The organism is Rathayibacter tritici (assembly GCF_002932875.1).
GTDB lineage: Bacteria > Actinomycetota > Actinomycetes > Actinomycetales > Microbacteriaceae > Rathayibacter > Rathayibacter tritici.
Genome location: NZ_PSWS01000014.1, coordinates 1 through 21,404, shown reverse-complemented (window position 1 = coordinate 21,404; position 21,404 = coordinate 1). Strand labels below are relative to the sequence as shown.

Below are 21,404 nucleotides of genomic sequence, written 5' to 3'. Positions count from 1 at the left end.
GATATTCCACACCGACTACCGGCGGCCACTGCGCACCTTCCGAGATGCCTTCAACGCCGTCCGCGGACTCATCTTTTTCACTCGGCAAAAAACCAATTTTGCATAAGCCTCCCTGTTCCTCGAAGTACGCCACCATCGGATCTAAATCCGACTTCTCCCCCTGAGCCCCTGGCGGCTCGATGATCCGAGCGCACGTAACGTAGTAGCTGTTCTCGCCGGTGCCACCCGGAAGACCACCCCCGACACCACCGTTGAACCCCTCCTCAGGCAGCGTCTCCCCACCATTCCACCTCCACACACCATCACTGATCCGCAACTGCGCATCCCGCAACACCTCGTTCATATGCACATAGTGCTGCGCATTCAGCTCGAACTCCTGCTCCAACGTCAAACCCGCCACCTCCGCCCGCGTCATCCCCGCCGCATCCCGCCGCTCCGCCATCACGTTCGACGAACACGCCGACATAACGACGAGAGCCACAAGAACCCCAACGATCCTCGCGAACACCTTCCGAGAGGTCATTGGCGACCCAGGGGACGGACCGGACTATCCCAGCTCGGAAAGGGAACATACACGCCGGGAAGCGACTCCTCGGGATGCTCCCTCTCTCTTCTCGACGCGACCGCCTCGAACAAAGCATGGGCATCATTCGTCCAGAACAATTCACTGAACACCTGGATCGAATACACCCCACTCGCCTGGATGAAGTACTTTACCCGATACCCGTCACCGGAAATGCCCCATATCTCAGCATCGATCGTACGCTCGCGAGTATAGTATTGCCACCCCCGCTCCTCGAAATATATCCGCATCGGATCCAGATCGTCGAGAGAGCCAGTCGCGCCCTCCGGCATGACAATCCGACCCCCACGAACGTAATAGCTGTTCTCACCCGTCCCACCCGGCAGACCACCCCCGACGCCACCGTTATATCCCTCCTGGGGTAGCGTCTCGCCACCGCTCCACCTCCACACACCATCACTGATCCGCAACTGCGCATCCCGCAACAACTCGTTCATATGCGCATAGTGCTGCGCATTCAGCTCGAACTCCTGCTCCAACGTCAAACCCGCCACCTCCGCCCGCGTCATCCCCGCCGCATCCCGCCGCTGCACCGACGCGTCAGGCCAGCACCCCAACAGGACGAAGAGGGCCACGAAAACCCCAGCAATCCGCGCGAGAACTCTCCGGCCTGTCACTGCCGACCCAGCGGACGAATCGGATTATCCCAGCGCGGGAAAGGCACATACACGCCGGGAAGCGACTCCTCAAGAAATGGATCATAATCGCGAGATGCGACAGCCTCGAACAGGGCGTGAGCATCATTCGTCCAAAACAGTTCGCTGTACACCCTGATCGAATACACTCCGCTCGCTTGGATGAAGTACTTAATCCGATAACCGTCACCCGTGATCCCCCACAGATCAGCACTCTCCAACGTCTCCCGAACAAAGTACTTCCACCCCTGTTCCTCGAAGTACGCCACCATCGGATCCAAATCCGACTTCTCCCCCTGAGCACCTGGCGGCTCGATGATCCGAGCGCACGTAACGTAGTAGCTGTTCTCACCGTTACCACCCGGAAGACCACCCCCGACACCACCGTTAAACCCCTCCTCAGGCAGCGTCTCCCCACCATTCCACCTCCACACACCATCACTGATCCGCAACTGCGCATCCCGCAACAACTCCTGCGCATGCACGTAATGCTGCGCATTCAGCTCGAACTCCTCCTCCAACGTCAGACCCGCCACCTCCGCCCGCGTCATCCCCGCCGCATCCCGCCGCTGTGTCATGAAGTTCCCCTTTCCATCCAATCCGCACCCACAGACCAGCATCATCAGCAGCGCCGTCGCCAGCACGGCACGGCCTGCCCGCCGAAACGTTGATCGTCTTCTCACCGAATGACGTCCCCTGTCGCGATGACCTGCACCACGGACGCAAACGAGGTCGAATCTGGGGAGAGGTAGCCGACGGCGCCGGTCGACTCATCGGGAGACATGTCGTGCCCGGTCACCGCTCTCGTCCCGTCCCCCTCTGCGGCGGAGATGGTGCGTACGCCGTCAATCATGCGGAGATCTACCCGCGGACCCAGGTTCCCCAGACGTCCCACGCTTGCCCAGACGTCGAAGTCGGCCTCGGTGGCAAAGACCTTGTCGACATTCAGCTCGTCCACGTCAGTATCTCGGCCGACACCCACAGAGCCGTAGGAGACGAAGGCATCGATGCGATGACGCAGGTCGCTACAGGCGTCCACCGTTAACGGTGACGCGTAGGAGTGGGCGAGAACGGTGGTGCTCTCGGGCGGAACGTCCCGGCGCGCGTCGAGGACGCCATCGATGAAGCCGCCTAATCGCGGGGACCCAGAATCGGCCCGCTCGTCGCTCCACACCTCGAGGTTCCCCGGAGCATGGTAGCCGATCCACGAGACGACAGCGAAGGAGCTGTGAGGGTCGATGGAAGCGGCACCGTCGAACAGATCTCTCGCCACCCGGACGTTCTGCTTCATGTCGCCGACCGTCGTGAGCGCTCCCGGCACGTTCACAGTGACGCGGTCCGCCGTATCGAGGTCGCCCAGCGAGATGGCCGCGACCAACGCGCCATCGTCGACACTGAGCCCGACCAACTGCGCACCCTGCCCCGCGGGCCCGGTCGGCAGCTTCTTCGCCTTTTCGTCCGCATCCCTCACCGCCTCTCGCAGCGCACTCATCTGCGCCGTGAACTCGGTCAACCCGATGCCCTGCCCGCCTCCCAGCCCCAGGGCCAGGTACACCCATTGCGGGTCGCGCTCCGCCGCAGCGAGCACAGCGCGCGAGGCGGCGTCGCGGGCGGCGGCCGGCAGCCCGTCGAGATCGGCGAACGCGATCTGCGTCGAGAGCGGAAGACCGGCGACGTCCGCCGGGGTGAGGCCGGACGCCGTCCACGCCGCGAGCACGTCCGGCGAGGCGAGCGCGGGATCAAGGAGCTTCCGTAGCGGACTGGGCAGCCGCCCGAGCGCGCAGGTGCCGATCGTGACATCCGAGAGCAGCCCGCCGCCCGCTCGCTCGAAGGCCTCCGCGACGCGCTCGGCCCAATCGGCGTCCCAGGCGTTCTCGCTAAGGAACGAGACGAAGCCGTCGAGCACATCCATCTGCTCGATGGGCGCCCAGGAGCAGGAGGCGGTGAAGTCGGTCCAGACGCCGCTGAGCCGACTCCAGAGGTCGTGTGCCTCACGGTCGAGCGCACGCGCGACTCCGACGAAACTCCTCAAGCGCACCGGATCGGCCGAGCTTCGACCCGAGGCAGGCGCGCCCTCGGCCGAGTGGGAGCGTCCCTGCGCGCGGAACGACACGCGGATCGGGCGAGGTCGAAGCGGCTCGGAGGAGGGACGGGGATCCGTGATCCTCGCCCATTCGTCCTGCACCGCCTGGGTCGGGTCCCCGGGCACGCGGGCGCGGAGTCGGGCCGTCTCCCGCTCGTACCAGCCGTCGAGATCGTCGCGGCGCCGCTGCTCCTGCGCCGCCTGCTCCGCCATGTGGTCGACCTGATCGGCGAGCGTCCGGAGGGAGGCGATGAGCTCCCTCCGATCATTGGCAGAGGTCTGGCAGGCCCGAGCGAAGAGCTGCTGCGCGATCCCCGCGAAGTCGGTCTCGACATCGACCACCGAAGCCTGCCGTTCGACGCCCTGGCGCCCAAGGTCCTCCGCTGAGCAGCGGAGCCGAGAGGAGAGCACTGCCGCCGTCTCCGCGTGGAACCGCACCTGCACGACTCCTCCTTTCTGCCTCCCACCCGAGGCGTTGTGAGTGAGCGTCACCTTATGGCGGGGCTCGGACGCTCTGCTGCCGCTGGCGCGGAACACCACCTCCGCGAAATCGCCCGGCCGGGAATACCGGGCCTGCCGCGTTCCTTGGCCTCCGTATGCGATCGATCGTCTACTCCCGCACCGGTGACTCCTCCGTCCTCTCCCTCGTCGACCGGGAGGAGCGGGTGCCTGGCCCCGACGAGGTCCGCGTCCGCGTCCTCGCATCGGGTGTGAATCCGACCGACTGGAAGGCGCGCGCTGACGGCGACCTCGCCTTCGACGAGGTGGTACCGAACCAGGACGGCGCCGGCATCGTCGATGCGGTCGGCGAGGACGTCGAGCACCTGGCGGTCGGCGACCGCGTCTGGATGTACCTCTCCGCGCACCGCCGCCCGACCGGCACCGCGCAGGAGTCGACAGTGCTCGCTGCAGAGCACGTCGTGCGCCTGCCCGACGGCATCCGAACCGACATCGCCGCAAGCCTCGGCGTCCCCGCGATGACCGCCCACCGCGCCCTCACCGTGCACGAGCACGGCCCCTCCCGCCTCGCACCCGGAGCGCTCGCCGGCCGCACCGTCCTGGTCCAGGGCGGCGCCGGCGCCGTCGGCCACGCCGCGATCCAGCTCGCCGTCTGGGCCGGAGCGACCGTGATCGCCACAGTGAGCAGCGACTCCAAGGAGCGCCTCGCTCGGGCGGCCGGCGCGCAGCACGTGCTTCAGTACCCCGACGACGCGCTCGCCGACCGGATCCGCGAACTCGCGCCCGACGGCGTCGAGCACGTGGTCGAGGTGGCCCCCGCGCAGAACGCCGCGCTCGATGTGGAGGTGCTCGCCAACCACGGCAGCATCGGCTACTACGCGAATAACAACGGTGACGAGTTCACCGTCCCGATCGTCGCCAGCTTCGCGAAGAACGCGCGCTGGCAGGGTCTCCTGCTCTACACAGTGGGCGAAGAAGCGTTGCAGTCCGCGGCCGAGGACATCACCGCGGCACTCGTCGACGGCGCGCTGCCGGTGGGCGAGGAGGCGGGTCTGCCGGTGACCTGGTTCCCGTTAGAGGAGACCGCCGCGGCCCACGACGCGGTCGAGCAGGGGGCCACCGGCAAGGTGCTCATCCGCGTCGCCGACTGACCCGGCGCAGGCGCGCTCCCGCGGGTATCCGCCGGGCGCGCGCCTGCAACGGTCGCGCCCGCCGGATCAACCCCGGAGCGGAGGCGAGCCCGGCACGGTCGCGCGATCGGCCAGGCCCGTGACGAGTTCGGCCAGCGCCTCCTCCGCCGTGCGGGTCGGCGACCACCCCAGCTCGGCGCGCGCCCGCTCGGTGGACATCACGGGGACGTTGCCGGCGATGTCGAGCCAGCCCGCGTCGGTGCGCTGCACCCGGAGGTGCCAGGTCGCGGTGACGATTGAGCGGAGGAGCGCGAAGGGCACCGTGACCAGGCGGGCACCGAACGCGCGGGCCAGCCGCTCCGGAGTGAGGACAGGCTCGGCCGCGATGTTGAACGCTCCCCCGGCACGCCGGTCGATCGCGCGCCAGAAGGCATCGGCCACGTCGTCGGCGTGCACCCCCTGGAAGATCACGTTCTTCGGCAGCGGCAGTACCGGAATCCGAATCGCCTTCAGCCACCGCGTGGGGTAGTGCGGGCCCGCGAAGAGCCCGGCGATCTCGGTGGCCGCTCCGCGCTGGAACACCAGCCCCGGCCGCAGGCGCGTGACGATGATCTCGGGGTGCTCCTGCTCGAAAGTATCGAGCTGCCGCTCGTTCGCGGCCTTATGGCGGCTGTAGGTCGAGGTGTGCAGGCCGCCAGTCGGCCAGTCCTCGTCCACGCGGATCGACTTGGGCGCCGCGCTGTAGGCGCCGACCGAGGAGGCGACCGCGACCTGGCCGACACCCGCAGCGGTAGCGGCCGCGAGCACGGCCGCGGTGCCTCCGACGTCGACCAGCCGCTGGAACGGCTCGTCGTGGCTGGGCTGCAGCGCCCAGGCGAGGTGCACGACGGCGTCGATGCCGACGAAGGCCTCGCGGAGCAGGCGCGGCGCCTCGCTGGAGACGAGATCGACCTCGATCCAGCGCACGTCGCGATACGCCGCGGAGCGGGGCCGCGCTGCGCGGCGCGCGATACCGACGACCTCCTCCACCCCGGCCTCGCCGTGCAGGCGTCGCAGCAGTGCCGTGCCCAGATTGCCCGTCGCTCCGACGATCGCGATCCGCATGTCGTCATCCCTCCGTGGCCGACACCCGCCGACCCCTGCTCCGAGGCTAGGCAGGGCCGCCGCCGGGAAGGAGCCTCTTGACAGCGAGGGCGGCGAGGCGCCCGGCCGGACAAGTTGTGCCCAGGCGCGGGAGCCCCTTCACCGAGCCTTCACGCGTTCCGCGTGATCAGGTTCTTGCACGCGCCGATCGTGCGCGTCCGGCGTCTCTCGTCCCGAGACCCCGATAGGGTGCGAAAGAGCCCATCCCCGAACAGAACGGCGTCTGCATGACCTCAACCATCGAGCGCCTCCGCGTCAAAGATTTCACCGTATTTTCCGACCTCGATCTCCCTCTAGCCAGTGGCATCAATGTCTTCGCTGGCGAGAACGGTGCTGGAAAGTCCCATCTTCTCAAAGCTATGTACTCGGTTCTGTCCGCAGATCAGACGCCGCGCGATTCACTATCGGCAACGTTGGGCAAGCAGCTCGCCGCTAAGCTCGTGAACGTCTTTCGACCAGAGAGCTTAGGGCGCCTTGTGCGTCGACGGGTCGGACGAGGGCGCGCCGGACTCGACCTAAAATTCTCTGGAGACCAGCAACGCGTCTCCTTCTCATTCGCGACCAACTCACAGTCTGAGGTCAATGTTCAACATCGGCTCAGCAAGCCCCTCACAGGAACGCCGGTTTACCTCCCGACTCGTGAGCTGCTGACGATCTATCCTGGTTTCGTCTCGCTTTACGAAAGAACGTCTCTTGAATTCGAAGAGACCTGGCGAGATTCATGCATCCTTCTAGGACTCCCGCTGAGCCGCGGCCCCCGCCAGGAACGCGCGAAAAAACTCCTCGCCCCCCTTGAGGAGTCCCTTGGCGGCAGCGTTGTCGAAGAGGGAGGCCGTTTCTACCTCAAAGTACCTGGTGGAGGAAAATATGAGATGCCGCTTGTGGCGGAGGGGATGCGAAAGTTAGCGATGCTCGCGAGGCTCATCGCCAATGGGACTTTATTCGACAGCGGCTTCCTTTTTTGGGATGAACCGGAAGCTAATCTCAATCCTCGAGTTCTTCGGCATGTGGCCCGCACCATCTCACAGCTCGCGCGGTCTGGAGTCCAGGTCTTCGTCGGAACGCACAGCCTCTACCTGATGAAAGAACTCGAAATTTTGAAGCGAAACGAGGCTGCGGACTTCCCCCCGATGCAATTTGTCACACTCTCCCCTGGAGAGGATGGGGTCAGAACCACAGTGGGCCAATATCTAGAAGAACTAGAGCACTTAGCCAGTCTCGATGAGTCGCTTGCTCAATCGGACCGCTACCTCGACGCCGTGACCGAAGCATGAATCTCGACGTCGACGGCGCTAGCTTCTTATTCCCAAGCAGTTGGGATGTCCTCAAGTACGACGACTCCGATTTTTTTCGAAAGGTTTTCGTTCGCACTCACGATGAGATAAAGGCAATCGACCTGGTGGCCATTCAGCGGGACCTCGACGGCGCGGTCATCAGCTTGGTTCTCATCGAAGTGAAGGACTACCGTCATGCCGACGCAAGGGGGGTGCACCCAACGGAACTGGCCACCATCGTTGCGAAGAAGGTCACCGCAACTCTTGCTGGCCTATCCGCGGCGACCCGGAAAGCCGAGAACATGCATGAGAAGACGCTGGCTATCCGCTCTGTACAAGCGCCTGCTGTGAAGATCGTTCTTCACTGCGAGGACCGCGCCGTTCCGATTATCGATCCGTCAGACTTGCTGATTAAGCTACGGCAGCGTCTCGGTCCAATCGCCGATGTCGTGACTGTTGGGTCGTCCAAAAACACACGGGGGGAATGGACGGTGCTCATGCCGTCGCTCGCGTAACACGCGCTTGCGGGCTTTATCTTGGCGTGTGCTTAGACCACCCTGAGCGAAGCTCTGCATACGCGCAGGGCCAAGCGACTCCGTACTCTGAGGAGATGCGCAGCAACCCACCTCAGGCTGATCACAGACGGCACCTCGTCGCCGGCGTCGAGCTGCGCACGGTCGATGTCGGTCCGCCGGGCGCGACGGCGGTGTTCGTCCTGATCCACGGGATCGGGATGTCGCACCACACCTTCTCGCCGCTCGCCGCCGTGCTCAAGCGGTACGGCCGCGTGATCGGCGTCGACCTCGCCGGGTTCGGCGCCAACCGGCGTCCACGGCGCAGGGTGGGCCTTATGGAGCATGCGGAGCAGGTCGAGCAGGCACTGCGCGGCTTGAGTGTCTCGCGCGCCATCGTCGTGGGGCACTCGATGGGGTCGCAGGTGGCCGTCGAGCTCGGGCTGCGTACACCCGGGCTGGTCGAGGCAGCGGTGCTGATCGGGCCGGTGGTCGATCCGGAGCGGCCGGGAGCCGTCCGGCAGGGGCTGGCCCTGCTGCGCGACTGCCTCGGCGAGCCAGTGGGCGTGGACGCGATCCTGCTGGCCGACTACCTGCGCGGCGGTGTCCGCTGGTACCTGCGTCAGCTCCCCGAGATGCTGCGGTACCCGATGCAGGAGCGGCTCGCCGAGCTGGAGGTGCCGGTGCTCGTCGCGCGCGGCCGCGACGATCCGATCGCCACCCGTGACTGGTGCGAGCGCCTGGCCGCTCACGCGCGCGCGGGACGGCTCGTTGAATTCGTCGGCTCCCGCCACGTCGTTCCTCGCACGGAGCCCGACGCACTTGCGCGGGAGATCCTCCGCTTCGCTGCCGCCCTCGGCGAGACACCCGTCTCCCCGCTCACGCTGCGCGCGGAGCCGGCCGCATGAGCCGCCTCCGGCGCCTGCTGCGCAACGCCGTCTGGTGGATCCGCGACTACGCCTATGCCGTCGCCTGGCAGGCGCGCGGCGTCCTCTCACGCCGTGCCCCTGATGACTACCTGGACGGTGATCGGCGACCGATCGTGGTCCTCCCGGGGATCTGGGAGACCTGGTCGTTCCTGCGCCCGATCATCGACCCGCTGCACGAGCGCGGGCATCCGCTGCACGTGCTGACGGGCCTCGGCCGCAACGGCCGCCCGGTTGCCCGCACCGCGGAGGACGTGGCCACCTACCTCGCCGAGCACCACCTGCGCGACGTGGTGATCGTCGCGCACAGCAAGGGCGGGCTCGTTGGAAAGTACGTGATGACCGAGCTCGATCCCGAGGGGCGGGTCGATCGGATGGTCGCGGTGTCGACTCCGTTCGGCGGCTCCCGTTATGCTCCCTACCTCGTGCTGCGCAGCCTGCGCGCATTCTCGCCGCGCGACGCCACGACCCTCCTGCTCTCGAGTCGCGCCGGTGCGAACGCGCGGATCACCTCGGTCTTCGGGCTCTTCGATCCGCACATTCCCGAGGGCAGCATGCTCGAGGGCGCGGTCAACGTGCGGATCGAGACCGGCGGGCACTTCCGCATCCTGAGCGATCTCGAGACGCTCGCCGCGGTCGTCACGGCGGTGTCCGCGGAGGAGCGCTCCTCCGCGGACCCCGCGGGACGAGACCCCTCGGGACGAGACACCGCCGGACGAGACCCCGCAGGACGAGACCCCGCCGGACGAGACCCCTCGGGTTGAGACACCGCCCGACGCCGTAGCAACCCCCGCCGCCGCCGCGGAACCCCCTGGTGCCCGCGGGCAGCGGGGCGGAGCGTGGAGCCATGCCCGCCCCTGCCACCGGCCCGACCGAGCTCCTCCTCGTCCGACACGGCGAGAGCCTCGCCAACATCGCGGCGAGCGCCGCTGAGGCCTCGGGAGCGCACGAGATCGCCGTCGATCGCCGTGACCCCGACGTCGAACTCTCCCCCGCGGGCGAGGAGCAGGCGCGTGCGCTCGGCCGCTGGCTGGCGGACGAGGCACGCCCCGCCTCCGCCTGGACCTCGCCCTACCGCCGAGCCGCCACCACCGCCCGCCTCGCCCTCGCCGAGGCCGGCATCGACCTGCCCCTCCGCGCCGACGAGCGCCTGCGCGACCGCGACCTCGGCGTCACCGACCGCCTCACGACAGCAGGAGTGCGGGCCCGGTTGCCGGAAGAGGCCGCGCGCCGCGACTGGCTCGGCAAGTTCTACTACCGGCCCGCGGGCGGTGAGGCCTGGACCGACCTCGCGCTCCGCGCCCGCGCGTTCCTCGACCACCTCGACGCCGCCGCTGCGCCCGGACCGGCCGTCGTCTTCTGCCACGACGCCGTCGTCCTCGTGCTCCGCTACGTCTGTGAGGGCCTGTCGGAGTACGAGCTGCTCGACATCGGCGCCTCCACTCCGGTCGCCAACGGATCCGTCACCCGCCTCATCCGCGAGGGCGAGGAGTGGCGGCTCGCGCTCTTCAACCGCACCGACCACCTCGAGCGCTCCGGCGCCCCCGTCACCCGGCACGACGACCGCGCCGCCGGGGAAGGACACCCCCGTGAGTGACCTCGTCTCCCGCGCCCTGCTCGAGCAGCGCTGGCCCCTCCCCGAGCCCGGCGGGTCGAAGCACTCCCGAGGCGACGTTGTCGTGGTCGGCGGTGCCCGCAAGACGCCCGGAGCCGCGATCCTCGCGGGGATCGCCGCGTTGCGGACCGGAGCGGGGCGGATCACGCTCTGCGTCGCCGAGTCGGTCGCGTCGGCCACCGCGGTCGCGCTGCCCGAGTGCGGAGTGGTTCCACTCGCCGAGACGCGCACCGGTTCCGTCGCCGGGCGCGGCCTCGACGTCCTCGCCGGCGAGCTCGCCTCGGCGGACGTCGCCCTGATCGGTCCTGGCCTCGACGATCCGCGTGCGACCGCCGCGACCCTGCGCGCCCTCGCACCACTGCTCGACGACGTCCCCGCCGTCCACCTCGACGCCTTCCCGCTGGGCGTCCTGCCCGGCCAGCGCCGCACCGCACGGCGACTCGCCGGCCGGCTCCTGCTTACTCCGAACACGGAGGAGGCGTCGCGCCTGCTCGGCGCCGAGGTCGAGGACGTGGAGCGCGCTGCCGTCGCCGTCGCCGAACGCTACGGAGCGGTCGTGAGCCTGTTCAACACGATTGCCTCACCGGACGGCGACGCGGTGCGCATCGAGGGCACGCACCCCGGTCTGGCGACCGCCGGCAGTGGTGACGTGCTCGCAGGAGCGACGGCGGGTCTGCGCGGGCGCGGCGTCGACCCGATGGGCGCGGCGGCCTGGGGAGCATTCCTGCACACGCAGGCGGACACCCGGCTCTCCCTGCGAATCGGGCCCACCGGCTACCTCGCGAGCGAGATCCCGGGCGAGTTCCCGCGCGTACTCGCGGGCTGATACGCGCCTGCGCGCTCGTCAGCGCGGGACGTCGGCCACAGAGAACGCCACACCCGACGTGATCAGGATCGACGTCTCCCGAGGCTCGCCCTCGCCCTGGTTGACGGTGATCCAGCGCGAGGCCGACCCGTCCAGAGCCCGATCGATACTCTCGCGGACCTCCGCCGCCGTCGTCTCACTCAGACTGAACGGCGCTCCTCCGTACATGATCTCGACACGCCTCACAGCAGACTTTCCTCGCTCGGCCGAGGGGTGCCGTGGGGTTCCTCGCTGATACGCAGACCGTGTGCGGTGTGCGAGTCGGTCAGGAGCTGGCGGATCCAGTCCGGGTTGATGTTCGGCGCCCGACCGCCGTGGTACTTGAAGCGGAGCGGAATCGCCGGGTGCAGCCAGATCGAGGTCCGGCCGTCGCCGACCGCCTGGGAGTCCTTCCAGGAGAAGTAGAACGACTCATTGCGCGCGAGCTTCGAGCCGATCACGATCTGCAGGTGCGCCAGCAGTCGGTCATCGAAGTCGACCTCGAGGGTCGAATCGTAGATCAGTCGCCCCATCAGGCGGTTCTCCGTTCAGAAAGTCACCCGTCCGCGGAGGAGCGAGCGGAGTCGTGGGCGTCGATCCTACCGGCACTGAGCCTGCTCGCCACGCGTCGTCCTCGCTTCCGGGGCGAGGATCGAGTGCACTGCGGTGTCGCGCCAGGATCCGTCGGCCCGCCGCTGGTCGTGGCGGAGCACTCCCTCGAACAGGGCACCGAGGCGGAGGATCACCGCGCGCGGGCGGGCGTTGGCCGTATCGGCCTGCACCTTCACCCGCTCTTGGCCGCTGTCGAAGGCGAGCCCAAGCACGAGCCGCTTCGCCTCCGGGTTCACGGCGGGGCTCCACACGTTGGGCGACGAGGCGGTCCAACCGAGGTGGGCCGCCTCGCGTCTTTGGTCGACGTCGGCGAGCGAGGTTGTGCCGACCCAGCGGGAGGGCGCCCCTCGCCGCGGGATTTGTCCGTGGCGTGACGGGCTGCGCGGGCCCTCAGGCCACGGCGAGAGCGGCCACCGGCGACACCTTCGTCGCGCGACGGGCGGGGAGCACGGCCGAGACGACCGTGATCACGACGCCCACCACGAGCACGGCCACCAAAATCGGCACCGGGATGGTCGGCGGGATCAACCCGATGCCCGGCAGCGAGCCGAACACCGAGATCGCGCCGCACCAGCCGTAGACGATGCCGAGCACGATGCCGAGCATCGCCGCCGCGACAATCATCTGCGCCGCCTCGAGGACCACCATGACGCGCACCTGCGAACCAGTGAAGCCGAGCGCGCGGAGCAGGCCCAGCTCACGCTGGCGCTGCAGCACGCTGAGCGAGAGCGTGTTGACCATCCCGACGGCGGCCAGGACGACCGAGAAGCCCAGCAGGACGCTCATCACCGCAGTGCTCACCTGGATGAACTGCTCGAACGCGACGATCACGTCGGGGTTCGTCTCACCCGACCGCTGCATGATCGAGCTGAAGGTGGCGGCGGCGACCGCGAACATCGTGACCAGGGATACCCCGATCACCAGTCCGATGACGGCGCGGGCGCTGCGCGCGGGATGGCGGACGGCATTGGCGGAGGCGAGGCGCGCGACGGGGCCGTTTCCGAAGATTCGGCCGACGAGGGCCGTCAGCGGAGGAAGCAGGACCGGCGCCCCGAGGATCACCCCGGAGAACGACGCCATACCTCCGACGAGCCCGAGCAGGACGCCGCCGGGGTTGGTGAGCCCAACGACCACCCCGCCGGCCAGGAGTAGCGCGCCGCCGACGACGAAGACGATCGCCGTGACGTTGCGGGCGCTGCGGCCACGCAGCTCCTCATAACGGGGTTCCGCGGAGGAGCCCGCGGCCTGGGACGGCGCCACCACGAGCACGCGGCGCGACCCGGACCACGAGGCGATGACCGTCGAGGCGACCACGGCGATCAGCGGCAGCAGCAGGCCGGGCGAAACGAGCGGGTAGTCGAAGCGGGGCAAAGCGCCGCTCCGGATCGCGAGTTCCGCGGCGAGCGCCACGAGAGCGACACCGGCGACCAGGCCGATCGCAGCGCCGAGGAGCCCCTGCACGAGGCCCGTGCGGACGATCCCCCCACGCAGTGACTGGCCGGAGGCGCCGAGCAGGCGCAGCAGGGCGATCTCGCGGGTGCGCCCGGCGATGACGGTGGAGACGGCATTGGCCGTGACGATCCCGCCCACGAACACCGCGATACCGAAGAAGACGGCGCCGACCATCCCGAGCATGGCGGCGACCTGGCCGATGCTGTCGACCCCCGCCGCGGCGAAGGCCACGACCATGTCGGCGATGACCTGCACCAGCACGGTGCCGAACGCCGCGGCGAGTGCGGCGACGGTGACGATGGCGCCTCCGCCCTGGTGCGAGCCCGTACGCACGCTGCTCACGCGGCGCCCTCCATCGTGAGCATCGCGATCGAGACCTCCTCCGCGCTCATCCCGCGGCGGTCGTCGACGACGGCCCCGTCGCGGAGGAAGACGATGCGGTCGGCGTAGGCCGCCGCGATCGGGTCGTGGGTGACCATCGCGATGGACTGGCCGTACTCGCGCGTGGACGCGCGCAGCAGGGTGAGAACTTCGCGGCCGGTGCGGGAGTCGAGATTGCCGGTGGGCTCGTCGGCGAAGATCAGCTGCGGCCGAGTGGCCAGCGCCCGTGCGATCGCGACCCGCTGCTGCTGGCCGCCCGAGAGCTCGTGCGGCCGGTGCCGGAGGCGCTCGCGGAGCCCGAGGGACTCGATCAGCCGGTTCATCCACTCCTCCTCGGCGCCCGTGACGGCGCGGCCGTCGAGCTCGAACGGAAGGCGGATGTTGCCGCGGACGTCGAGGGTCGGCACGAGGTTGAAGGCCTGGAAGACGAAACCGACACTGCGGCGGCGCAGGACGGTGAGCTCGGCGTCGCTCATGGAGGTGATTTCCGCATCGCCGAGGAACACGCGGCCGGAGGAAGCCGTGTCGAGTCCGGCGAGCACGTGCATGAGCGTCGACTTGCCGGATCCGCTCGGACCCATCACCGCGGTGAACTCGCCGCGCTGGATCGAGAGGGTGACGTCGTCGAGGGCGACAACGGGCGGGGTGCTGCCGTAGAGCTTGCGCACGCCCTCGACGCGCGCTACGACGGAGGAGGTCTGGTTCTGCATGTCCTCGACGCTACGGAGCCGCTCCTGTCGCCGGCGTCGTCCGCCGGGGCCCGCACCGTCATCCCAGCGACGGACCCGGAGTGGTCCGCCGGCCTCCCGGATCAGCGGGCTCGGAGCCCCGAGCGGCGCAGCGAGAGGGCTGCGAGTGCGGCGGTGGCGTCGGGGTCTCCGCGGCGCCAGCCGGTCACCGCCTCCGGATGCGCGGCGAGGATCTCGCGTGGCGACGCCTGGGTGAGCGCACGCAGGGCCAGCAACTCGGAGCCGGCCACGGTCGAGCCGAGCGCCCGCAGCTGCGCGGTGCGGCGGACGAAGCGCAGTCGCGGCCGGAGCCACAGCAGGGCGAGGAGCAGGACCGGAAGACCGCCGACGGCGAGCCCCGCGACCACGGCCAGCGTGCTCGCAAGCTGCTGCTGGTCGCGGCCGGCGGCCGCCAGCACGGAGCCGGCGCCGCTCGCCTCGTCGAAGGGAGCACGCACGGCGTCGCCCAGGAGGGGGATGCCGCCCAGAGTGGTCCCCGCATCGCTCATCGTCGAGCCGAAGCCGCTGCCGGCGCTCTCGAGTCGGCGGCCGATCTCGGCGAGTCCGGCGATCAGCGAGCCGACCGCGATCCCCGCGGCGATCGCGACGACGGCGACTCCGAGTGCGAGGGCGTCTGCCACGATCTGCCGCGCGCGGACGGTTGGGAGGTCGGCGTAGATCTGCATGCGCCGATTATCCGGCGCTCGGCGGGGTGGTTCTGTTCACAACGCAGGAAGGATCGGATGGGACGCGGACTGATCCGCTGGACTGCCTCGCCTCCAGCCCGATCGTCCTGAGTTGTGAACACGATCGCCCGTCTCGGAGGACCGAACGTCCCTCCACAAGCACCGCGGGCGGTCCGGCCGTCGTGGTTGTGGCCATCGCCCCCTCCTCGGGCAGGCCTCAGGCGCCAGGCTCGCAGAATGGATTTCGACACCGAGTTGTCCCTGCGCGACGGCGTCGCCTCGCGATCGCAGCTGCTCGCGGCAGGTGCTACTGGCCGAGACCTCACGGCGGCGGTCAGCGACGGACGCCTCCTCCGCGGCCGGCGCGGCTGGTACGCCTCGCCGCGTCTCCCGCCGGAGGCCCTCGCCGCTTTCCGTCTCGGTGGTCGCCTCGCGGCAACCGACGCGGCACGCTCGCACGGCCTCTGGGTCCTGCGCTCGCCCGAGCTCCACGTGCACGTCGGGCCGCACGCCGCCCGGCTCACCGCACCGCGCGGCGTCCGACTGCACTGGGATCCGGTGCATCCCGCGGACGAGGTGCTCCGCGTCTCCCCGATCCACGCGCTGCTCCAGCTCGGCCGGACCGTCGGCGACGAAGACCTGCTGGTCGCGCTCGAGTCCGCACTCGAGAAGCGGATCCTCGGTTCCGATGACCTCGCCGAGCTGCGCGCCGCCTGCCCGCACCGACTGCAGGCGCTTCTCGTGTTCGCCCGCGACGACTCCCAGAGCGGCGTGGAGACCCTCGCCCGGTGGCGCCTGCACCTGATCGGCGTCACCGCCCGGGCGCAGGTGTACATCCCCGGCGTCGGGCGCGTCGACCTCGTGATCGGCCGCAGCCTCATCGTCGAGCTCGACGGCCGATCGACGCACGACTTCGAGAACGATCGCCGCCGTGATCTGCACGCCTCGATCGACGGCTACGTCACCCTGCGGTTCTCCGCGTCTCAGGTGCTCACCTGCTGGCCCGACGTGGAGCGGGCGATCCTTGCCGCGATCGCGCGCGGCCTGCACCTGCTCTGAACGGCTCAGAGCAGATCGTGCAGCACGACGACCTGCTCGCGCTCCGGGCCGACCCCGATCGCCGAGAACCGGGCGCCACTCATCGCCTCGAGGGCGCGGACGTAGTCCTGCGCCGTCTGCGGCAGGTCCGAGAAGTCGCGGCACCCGGAGATGTCCTCCTGCCAGCCGGGGAACTCCTCGTAGATCGGCTTCGCGTGGTGGAAGTCGCTCTGCGAGACGGGGACCTCGTCGTGGCGGACGCCGTCGACGTCGTAGGCGACACAGACGGGGATTCTCTCCAGGCCCGAGAGCACGTCGAGCTTGGTGAGCACGAAGTCGGTGACCCCGTTGATTCGAGCGGAGTAGCGGGCGATGGGCGCGTCGTACCAGCCGCAGCGGCGCGGGCGGCCGGTGGTGGTGCCGAACTCGAAGCCCTGCTTGCGGAGGTACTCGCCCCACTCGTCGAAGAGCTCGGTCGGGAACGGGCCGGCTCCGACGCGGGTCGTGTAGGCCTTGATCACGGCGATGACCCGGTCGATGCGGTTCGGCGCGACTCCGGAGCCGGTGGCCGCGCCGCCCGAGGTGGCGCTGGAGGAGGTGACGAACGGGTAGGTGCCGTGGTCGACGTCGAGCATCGTGGCCTGGCCGGCCTCGAACAGCACGGTCTTGCCCGCGTCGAGGGCCTGCGCGAGCACGAGGGACGTGTCGGCGACCATCGGACGCAGGCGCTCGGTGTACTGCAGCAGATCCTCGAGCACCTGCTCGACCAGGATCGCGCGGCGGTTGTAGACCTTCACTAGCAGGTGGTTCTTCTGGTCGAGGGCGCCCTCGACCTTCTGGCGGAGGATGTTCTCGTCGAAGAGGTCCTGGATGCGGATGCCGACGCGGTTGATCTTGTCGGCATAGGCCGGGCCGATGCCTCTACCGGTCGTGCCGATCTGGCGTTTTCCGAGGAAGCGCTCCGTGACCTTGTCGAGGGTGCGGTGATAGCTGGTGATGACGTGGGCGTTGGCGCTGACGAGCAGCTTCGATACGTCGACGCCGCGGGCGCTCAGCGCCTCGAGCTCGTGGAACAGCACCTCGATGTCGACGACGACGCCGTTCGCGATCACGGGCACGACGCCCGGGGTGAGGATCCCGGAGGGAAGCAGATGCAGAGCGTACTTCTCGTCGCCCACGACGACCGTGTGCCCGGCGTTGTTGCCACCGTTGAACTTGACGACGTAGTCGACGCGGCTGCCGAGGAGGTCGGTGGCTCGTCCCTTGCCCTCATCGCCCCACTGGGCGCCGGTGATGACGATTGCTGGCATGGCGTGTCCTTCTCGACGGGAGGGGCGTACGGATGGGCGGGCTCGGCGCGGAAGTCGTGCCGCGTCCGCGCGACCAGCCGCTCGATTCTAGCGGAGGGGCGCAGTGGGCGGCCTGGCCTCTGCATCGCCGAGCAATGCTCTCGATCCCGTCATGCGCAGTTCACACGCTGCGCCTAGATTCGAGGACGTTCATCCACCACTCACCATGCGAACAGGACAACGATGCGCAGACTCCGCGCCGCAAGCCTCCTCGCCGTCGTCGCGCTCGGGGCCACCACCGCCGCTCCGCTCGCCTCGGCCGCCCCTCTCGACAACGGCGTCGAGCTCACCCTGGTGTCCACGACCGACACGCACGGGCACGTCTACGACTGGGACTACTTCGCGAATGCGCCCTACCCGGCCACCGGAACGCTGGGCCTCACCCGCGTCGCGACCGAGGTCGACCGCCTCCGTGCCGAAAAGGGTGAGGAGTCCGTGCTCGTCATGGACAACGGCGACGCGATCCAGGGCACGCCGCTCACCTACTACTACGGTCTCGGCGACGGCGCCGCGGGCGTCCTCTCGGGCGAGACGACGCATCCGATCGCCACCGCTTTCAACACCATCGGCTACGACGCCCAGGTCGTCGGCAACCACGAGTACAACTACGGGCTCGACATGCTCAGCGCGTACGAGGGCGATCTGAACGCCCCACTGCTGGGCGCCAACGTCGTCGATGTCGCGACCGGGAAGCCGTACCACGACCCGTACACGCTGATCGAGCGCGAGATCGACGGGAAGACGGTCACCGTCGGCGTGCTCGGCCTGGTCACCCCTGGCGTCCGCGTCTGGGACAAGCAGTACGTCGACGGCGTGCTCGAGTTCCAGGACATGGTCGCCGCCGCGAAGCAGTGGGTCCCGATCGTGCAGGAGCAGGCCGACGTGGTCGTCGTCCTCGCGCACACCGGCCAGGGCACGGTCCCGGACGCGGAGTACGACCCGGCCGATCTCAACGAGGACGTCGTGAACAACATCGCGACGCAGGTCCCCGGGATCGACGTGGTCGTCGCCGGCCACAGCCACAAGGACGTCCCGGAGACACTGTTCACGAATGTCGCGGGCGAGCAGGTGCTGGTCACCCAGCCGAAGTTCTGGGCGCAGGGCCTCACGGAGGTCACCCTGAACCTCGTTCCGGACGCCGCTGGCGGCTTCGAGGTCGACTGGTCCGCCGGCAGCGCCCCCGTCGCGAAGCCCATCTCTGCGACGGATATCGCAGACGAGTCGACCGCGCTGGTCGACGCCCTCGCCGAGCAGCACGCCACCACCATCGAGTACGTGAACACCCCCGTGGCGGAGTCGGTCGAGGAGCTCTCGGCCGCGACGTCTCGTTACGAGGACACTCCGATCATCGACTTCATCAACACGGTGCAGGCTCAGACCGTCGAGGCGGCCCTCGAGGGCACGGAGTGGGCCGACCTGCCGGTGATCTCGCAGGCCTCACCGTTCTCGCGCACCGCCGTGTTCCCGAAGGGGCAGGTCAGCATCCGCGACATCGCGGGCCTGTACATCTACGAGAACACTCTGCGTGGGGTCGAGGTGACCGGAGCCGAGGTGCGCGAGTACCTCGAGTTCTCGGCCCGCTACTTCGTCCAGACGGCCGAGGGTGCGGTGTTCGACCCTGAGACCGGCACCAACGCGAAGACGGAGGACCGGCCCGACGGCATCCCGGATTACAACTACGACGCGATCTCGGGCGTGGACTACGTGATCGACGTCTCGCAGCCCGCCGGCTCGCGCATCCGCGATCTCTCCCACGCCGACGGGACCCCGGTCGCCGATGACGAGCGCTTCGTGATGGCGGTCAACAACTATCGTCAGAGCGGCGGAGGCGCCTACCCGGCCGTCGCGCAGGCTCCCCTCGTCTACGACGAGCGCCTCGAGATCCGCCAGCTGCTCATCGACTGGTCGACCGCCCGCGGCGTGATCGACCGGGCGGACTTCTCCGACCCCAACTGGTCGCTGACGACGCAGCCCGCCGCCGCGGTTCCGGTCGCGCCTGGGCCGACCGAGCCCGGCACCCCGACCGAGCAGCCGGAGGCGCCTGCGTCGCCGGAGCCCGTCACCACAGGGGCTCCGGTTGCCGCAGGCTCGGGACCGGGTTCGCTCGCTGAGACCGGTGCCGACGCGGCCGGCCTGATCGGCGGCGCCCTGGTGCTGCTGCTCTCGGGTCTCGCGCTGGTCATCGCGCGACACCGCGCCGCGTAGCCGAGCAGTGTCGGACGGCGGTCGACGGGTCTCCCGTCGGCCGCCGTCCGGGGCCCCGGATCAGCCCCGGACGGTACGCGACCGATGCGCCCGCCAGGCCGAGAACGCCCCCGTCGACCAGAGCGCCCAGACCACCAGCAGCGGTTGGAACACGAGCCGCACCGCCCGTGCCGTGTCCGTTTCGAGACCGAACGCCGGCGTCCGCGTCACCAGCTGCGAGACGTTCCCGGGGAACACCGCGATGAAGAACACAGCGACCGCGACTCCGATGACCACCCGCCACCGCGCGAGCACCGCCAGCGCGAGCCCGAGTGCGATCTCGACGAATCCGGAGGCGACGACCACGACATCCGGGTCCATCGGCAGCCACGGCGGGACCTGCGCCTGGAAGGCCTGCCGCGCGAGCGTCAGGTGGGCGGTCCCCGCCGTGACGAGCACGAGGCCCAGGAGGAGGCGGGCGAGAGTGCGCGGGGCGGAGCGTCGTCCTCCGTCGGGCGCTGTGGCGGCGGTCATCTCTCCAGTCTGCGCGCGGAGGGCGCCCGTGCCGACCGCGCACGCGTTCCGGCGCCGCCCCGTATCCTCGATACCGCCCCGTCTGCCGACCGTGAAACGAGATCCATGAGCACCCTGCCCCGCCTGATGGCCTTCGACCTCGACGACACCCTCGCCGCGTCGAAGTCCCCCGTCGACCCGGCGATGGCCGACCTCTTCGTGAAGCTGCTCCAGGCCACCGAGGTGTGCATCATCTCGGGCGGCCAGATCGGCCAGTTCCGGATGCAGGTGCTCGACCGCCTCGAGGGCGCCGACCCCGAGGTCCTCGCCAAGCTGCACCTGATGCCCACCTGCGGCACGCAGTACTACCGGTACGAGAACGGCGACTGGGCGCAGATCTACGCCGAGAACCTCACCGACGACGAGAAGTCACGCGCCCTCGCCGCGGTCGAGGAGAAGGCGAAGGAACTCGGCTACTGGGAGTCGGAGACCTGGGGCCCGATCCTCGAGGACCGCGACTCGCAGATCACCTTCTCGGCCCTCGGCCAGGCCGCACCCGTCGAGGTGAAGCAGGCCTGGGACCCGGACGGCGAGAAGAAGAACACCCTCCGCGAGGCCGTGCAGTCCGTACTCCCCGACCTCGAGGTCCGCTCCGGCGGCTCCACCTCCGTCGACATCACCCGCAAGGGCATCGATAAGGCGTACGGGATGAACAAGCTCACCGAGCTGACCGGCATCCCTCTCGACGAGATGATCTTCGTCGGCGACCGCCTCGACCCCGATGGCAACGATTACCCCGTCAAGGCGATGGGCGTCGAGTGCTTCGCCGTCGAGGGCTGGCACGACACCGCAGCGTACCTCCGCTCGTACGGCCTGTAGGCCGCTCCTCGCGGGACCTCTGCTGCGGCAGGGATCCCGCCGATCCGGTCAGCGGTCCTCGTTCAGCGATCCCGTAGCGGTGCCGTCGAGGGTGAGGCGGAGCCGTCGGGGCAGCGACGCGACGACGATCGCGTGCGACTCCTCGATCAGCTCCAGCACCAGCCCGGGCTCGACGATCCCGCCGGCGTCCACCGTCACCCAGTGCTTCTTATTGAGGTGGTAGCCGGGAGCGATCCCGTCGACTCCCGCGACCACGTGCACCACGTTCTCGGGCAGCGCCTTCACGCTCACCACCGGCCGCCCGAACCGCTCCGTCTCGAGCGCGAACACCTTTCCCCCGACCTTCCACACCCGGGTCCCCTCCCCGAACGGAAACCC

General features: G+C 69.0%; 24 protein-coding genes. 10 read left to right on the top strand and 14 right to left on the bottom strand.

Going from position 1 to position 21,404, the window contains the following annotated elements; genetic code table 11:
• The 4 genes from C5D07_RS15615 to C5D07_RS02505 form a co-directional block, all read right to left on the bottom strand.
• The coding region (locus C5D07_RS15615; protein ID WP_170063492.1) for a hypothetical protein at window positions 1–481 on the bottom strand (481 nt) is incomplete at its 3' end.
• A 38-nt stretch (window positions 482–519) separates the two neighbouring features.
• Window positions 520–1,158 carry a hypothetical protein gene (locus C5D07_RS02515; protein WP_104258601.1) on the bottom strand — a complete coding sequence of 213 codons (639 nt, stop codon included), beginning with the start codon at window positions 1,156–1,158 and terminating at the stop codon, window positions 520–522.
• A 38-nt stretch (window positions 1,159–1,196) separates the two neighbouring features.
• Entirely contained in the window at window positions 1,197–1,862 is a 666-nt protein-coding gene (locus C5D07_RS02510) for a hypothetical protein (RefSeq protein WP_068256112.1), read from the bottom strand.
• 35 nt (window positions 1,863–1,897) lie between these two features.
• A complete protein-coding gene (locus tag C5D07_RS02505) occupies window positions 1,898–3,745 on the bottom strand; it encodes an alpha/beta hydrolase (protein ID WP_104258600.1) in 1,848 nt (615 codons plus the stop codon).
• A gap of 152 nt (window positions 3,746–3,897) precedes the next feature.
• On the opposite strand from C5D07_RS02505, the gene C5D07_RS02500 reads away from it, so the two are divergent.
• Window positions 3,898–4,911, top strand: a complete 1,014-nt coding sequence (locus tag C5D07_RS02500) for an NADPH:quinone reductase (protein ID WP_104258599.1) — start codon at window positions 3,898–3,900, stop codon at window positions 4,909–4,911.
• A gap of 66 nt (window positions 4,912–4,977) precedes the next feature.
• On the opposite strand, the gene C5D07_RS02495 is transcribed toward C5D07_RS02500, so the two are convergent.
• Window positions 4,978–5,994, bottom strand: a complete 1,017-nt coding sequence (locus C5D07_RS02495) for an NAD-dependent epimerase/dehydratase family protein (RefSeq protein WP_104258598.1) — start codon at window positions 5,992–5,994, stop codon at window positions 4,978–4,980.
• 266 nt (window positions 5,995–6,260) lie between these two features.
• Here C5D07_RS02495 and C5D07_RS02490 point away from each other — a divergent pair, with 266 nt between their 5' ends.
• From C5D07_RS02490 to C5D07_RS02465, 6 genes are all read left to right on the top strand, one after another.
• Window positions 6,261–7,307, top strand: coding sequence for an AAA family ATPase (locus tag C5D07_RS02490; RefSeq protein WP_104258597.1), 1,047 nt, complete (start codon window positions 6,261–6,263; stop codon window positions 7,305–7,307).
• Window positions 7,304–7,822 carry a hypothetical protein gene (locus C5D07_RS02485; protein ID WP_104258596.1) on the top strand — a complete coding sequence of 173 codons (519 nt, stop codon included), beginning with the start codon at window positions 7,304–7,306 and terminating at the stop codon, window positions 7,820–7,822. The genes C5D07_RS02490 and C5D07_RS02485 overlap by 4 nt, the downstream gene beginning before the upstream one ends.
• Window positions 7,823–7,917: 95 nt before the next feature.
• The gene (locus tag C5D07_RS02480; protein ID WP_068250587.1) at window positions 7,918–8,727 is read left to right on the top strand and encodes an alpha/beta fold hydrolase; all 810 of its coding nucleotides are present in this window, start codon (window positions 7,918–7,920) and stop codon (window positions 8,725–8,727) included.
• Entirely contained in the window at window positions 8,724–9,509 is a 786-nt protein-coding gene (locus tag C5D07_RS02475) for an esterase/lipase family protein (protein WP_170063491.1), read from the top strand. The genes C5D07_RS02480 and C5D07_RS02475 overlap by 4 nt, the downstream gene beginning before the upstream one ends.
• Window positions 9,510–9,592: 83 nt before the next feature.
• Window positions 9,593–10,342 carry a histidine phosphatase family protein gene (locus C5D07_RS02470; RefSeq protein WP_104258594.1) on the top strand — a complete coding sequence of 250 codons (750 nt, stop codon included), beginning with the start codon at window positions 9,593–9,595 and terminating at the stop codon, window positions 10,340–10,342.
• On the top strand, window positions 10,335–11,186 hold the full coding sequence (locus C5D07_RS02465; protein WP_068250582.1) for an ADP-dependent NAD(P)H-hydrate dehydratase: 852 nt from the start codon (window positions 10,335–10,337) through the stop codon (window positions 11,184–11,186). The genes C5D07_RS02470 and C5D07_RS02465 overlap by 8 nt, the downstream gene beginning before the upstream one ends.
• 18 nt (window positions 11,187–11,204) lie before the next feature.
• Here the strand turns inward: C5D07_RS02465 and C5D07_RS02460 are convergent, their stop codons facing one another.
• The 6 genes from C5D07_RS02460 to C5D07_RS02435 form a co-directional block, all read right to left on the bottom strand.
• On the bottom strand, window positions 11,205–11,411 hold the full coding sequence (locus C5D07_RS02460) for a hypothetical protein (protein ID WP_068250580.1): 207 nt from the start codon (window positions 11,409–11,411) through the stop codon (window positions 11,205–11,207).
• Window positions 11,408–11,737: a DUF7882 family protein gene (locus C5D07_RS02455; protein ID WP_068250575.1), complete on the bottom strand. Its 330-nt coding sequence runs from the start codon at window positions 11,735–11,737 to the stop codon at window positions 11,408–11,410. The genes C5D07_RS02460 and C5D07_RS02455 overlap by 4 nt, the downstream gene beginning before the upstream one ends.
• A 66-nt stretch (window positions 11,738–11,803) precedes the next feature.
• The gene (locus tag C5D07_RS02450) at window positions 11,804–12,175 is read right to left on the bottom strand and encodes a GNAT family N-acetyltransferase (protein ID WP_146076784.1); all 372 of its coding nucleotides are present in this window, start codon (window positions 12,173–12,175) and stop codon (window positions 11,804–11,806) included.
• A 31-nt stretch (window positions 12,176–12,206) separates the two neighbouring features.
• Window positions 12,207–13,610, bottom strand: coding sequence for an ABC transporter permease (locus tag C5D07_RS02445; protein WP_104258593.1), 1,404 nt, complete (start codon window positions 13,608–13,610; stop codon window positions 12,207–12,209).
• Window positions 13,607–14,359 (bottom strand): ABC transporter ATP-binding protein, encoded by a 753-nt coding sequence (locus C5D07_RS02440; protein WP_104258592.1) that lies wholly within the window; start codon window positions 14,357–14,359, stop codon window positions 13,607–13,609. Before C5D07_RS02440 ends, C5D07_RS02445 begins: the two co-directional genes overlap by 4 nt.
• 101 nt (window positions 14,360–14,460) lie before the next feature.
• Entirely contained in the window at window positions 14,461–15,063 is a 603-nt protein-coding gene (locus tag C5D07_RS02435) for a hypothetical protein (RefSeq protein WP_068250563.1), read from the bottom strand.
• 237 nt (window positions 15,064–15,300) lie between these two features.
• On the opposite strand from C5D07_RS02435, the gene C5D07_RS02430 reads away from it, so the two are divergent.
• Complete coding sequence (locus C5D07_RS02430) at window positions 15,301–16,122, top strand: endonuclease domain-containing protein (protein WP_104258591.1); 822 nt, start codon at window positions 15,301–15,303, stop codon at window positions 16,120–16,122.
• A gap of 5 nt (window positions 16,123–16,127) precedes the next feature.
• Here the strand turns inward: C5D07_RS02430 and C5D07_RS02425 are convergent, their stop codons facing one another.
• Window positions 16,128–17,411 (bottom strand): adenylosuccinate synthase, encoded by a 1,284-nt coding sequence (locus C5D07_RS02425; RefSeq protein WP_104258590.1) that lies wholly within the window; start codon window positions 17,409–17,411, stop codon window positions 16,128–16,130.
• 222 nt (window positions 17,412–17,633) lie between these two features.
• On the opposite strand from C5D07_RS02425, the gene C5D07_RS02420 reads away from it, so the two are divergent.
• Window positions 17,634–19,655 carry a 5'-nucleotidase C-terminal domain-containing protein gene (locus tag C5D07_RS02420; protein WP_104258589.1) on the top strand — a complete coding sequence of 674 codons (2,022 nt, stop codon included), beginning with the start codon at window positions 17,634–17,636 and terminating at the stop codon, window positions 19,653–19,655.
• Window positions 19,656–19,715: 60 nt separating this feature from the next.
• On the opposite strand, the gene C5D07_RS02415 is transcribed toward C5D07_RS02420, so the two are convergent.
• On the bottom strand, window positions 19,716–20,168 hold the full coding sequence (locus C5D07_RS02415; protein ID WP_068250552.1) for a DoxX family protein: 453 nt from the start codon (window positions 20,166–20,168) through the stop codon (window positions 19,716–19,718).
• Between the two features lie 105 nt (window positions 20,169–20,273).
• On the opposite strand from C5D07_RS02415, the gene C5D07_RS02410 reads away from it, so the two are divergent.
• Window positions 20,274–21,026: an HAD-IIB family hydrolase gene (locus C5D07_RS02410; RefSeq protein ID WP_104258588.1), complete on the top strand. Its 753-nt coding sequence runs from the start codon at window positions 20,274–20,276 to the stop codon at window positions 21,024–21,026.
• 48 nt (window positions 21,027–21,074) lie between these two features.
• Here the strand turns inward: C5D07_RS02410 and C5D07_RS02405 are convergent.
• The coding region (locus C5D07_RS02405; protein ID WP_104258587.1) for an MmcQ/YjbR family DNA-binding protein at window positions 21,075–21,404 on the bottom strand (330 nt) is incomplete at its 5' end.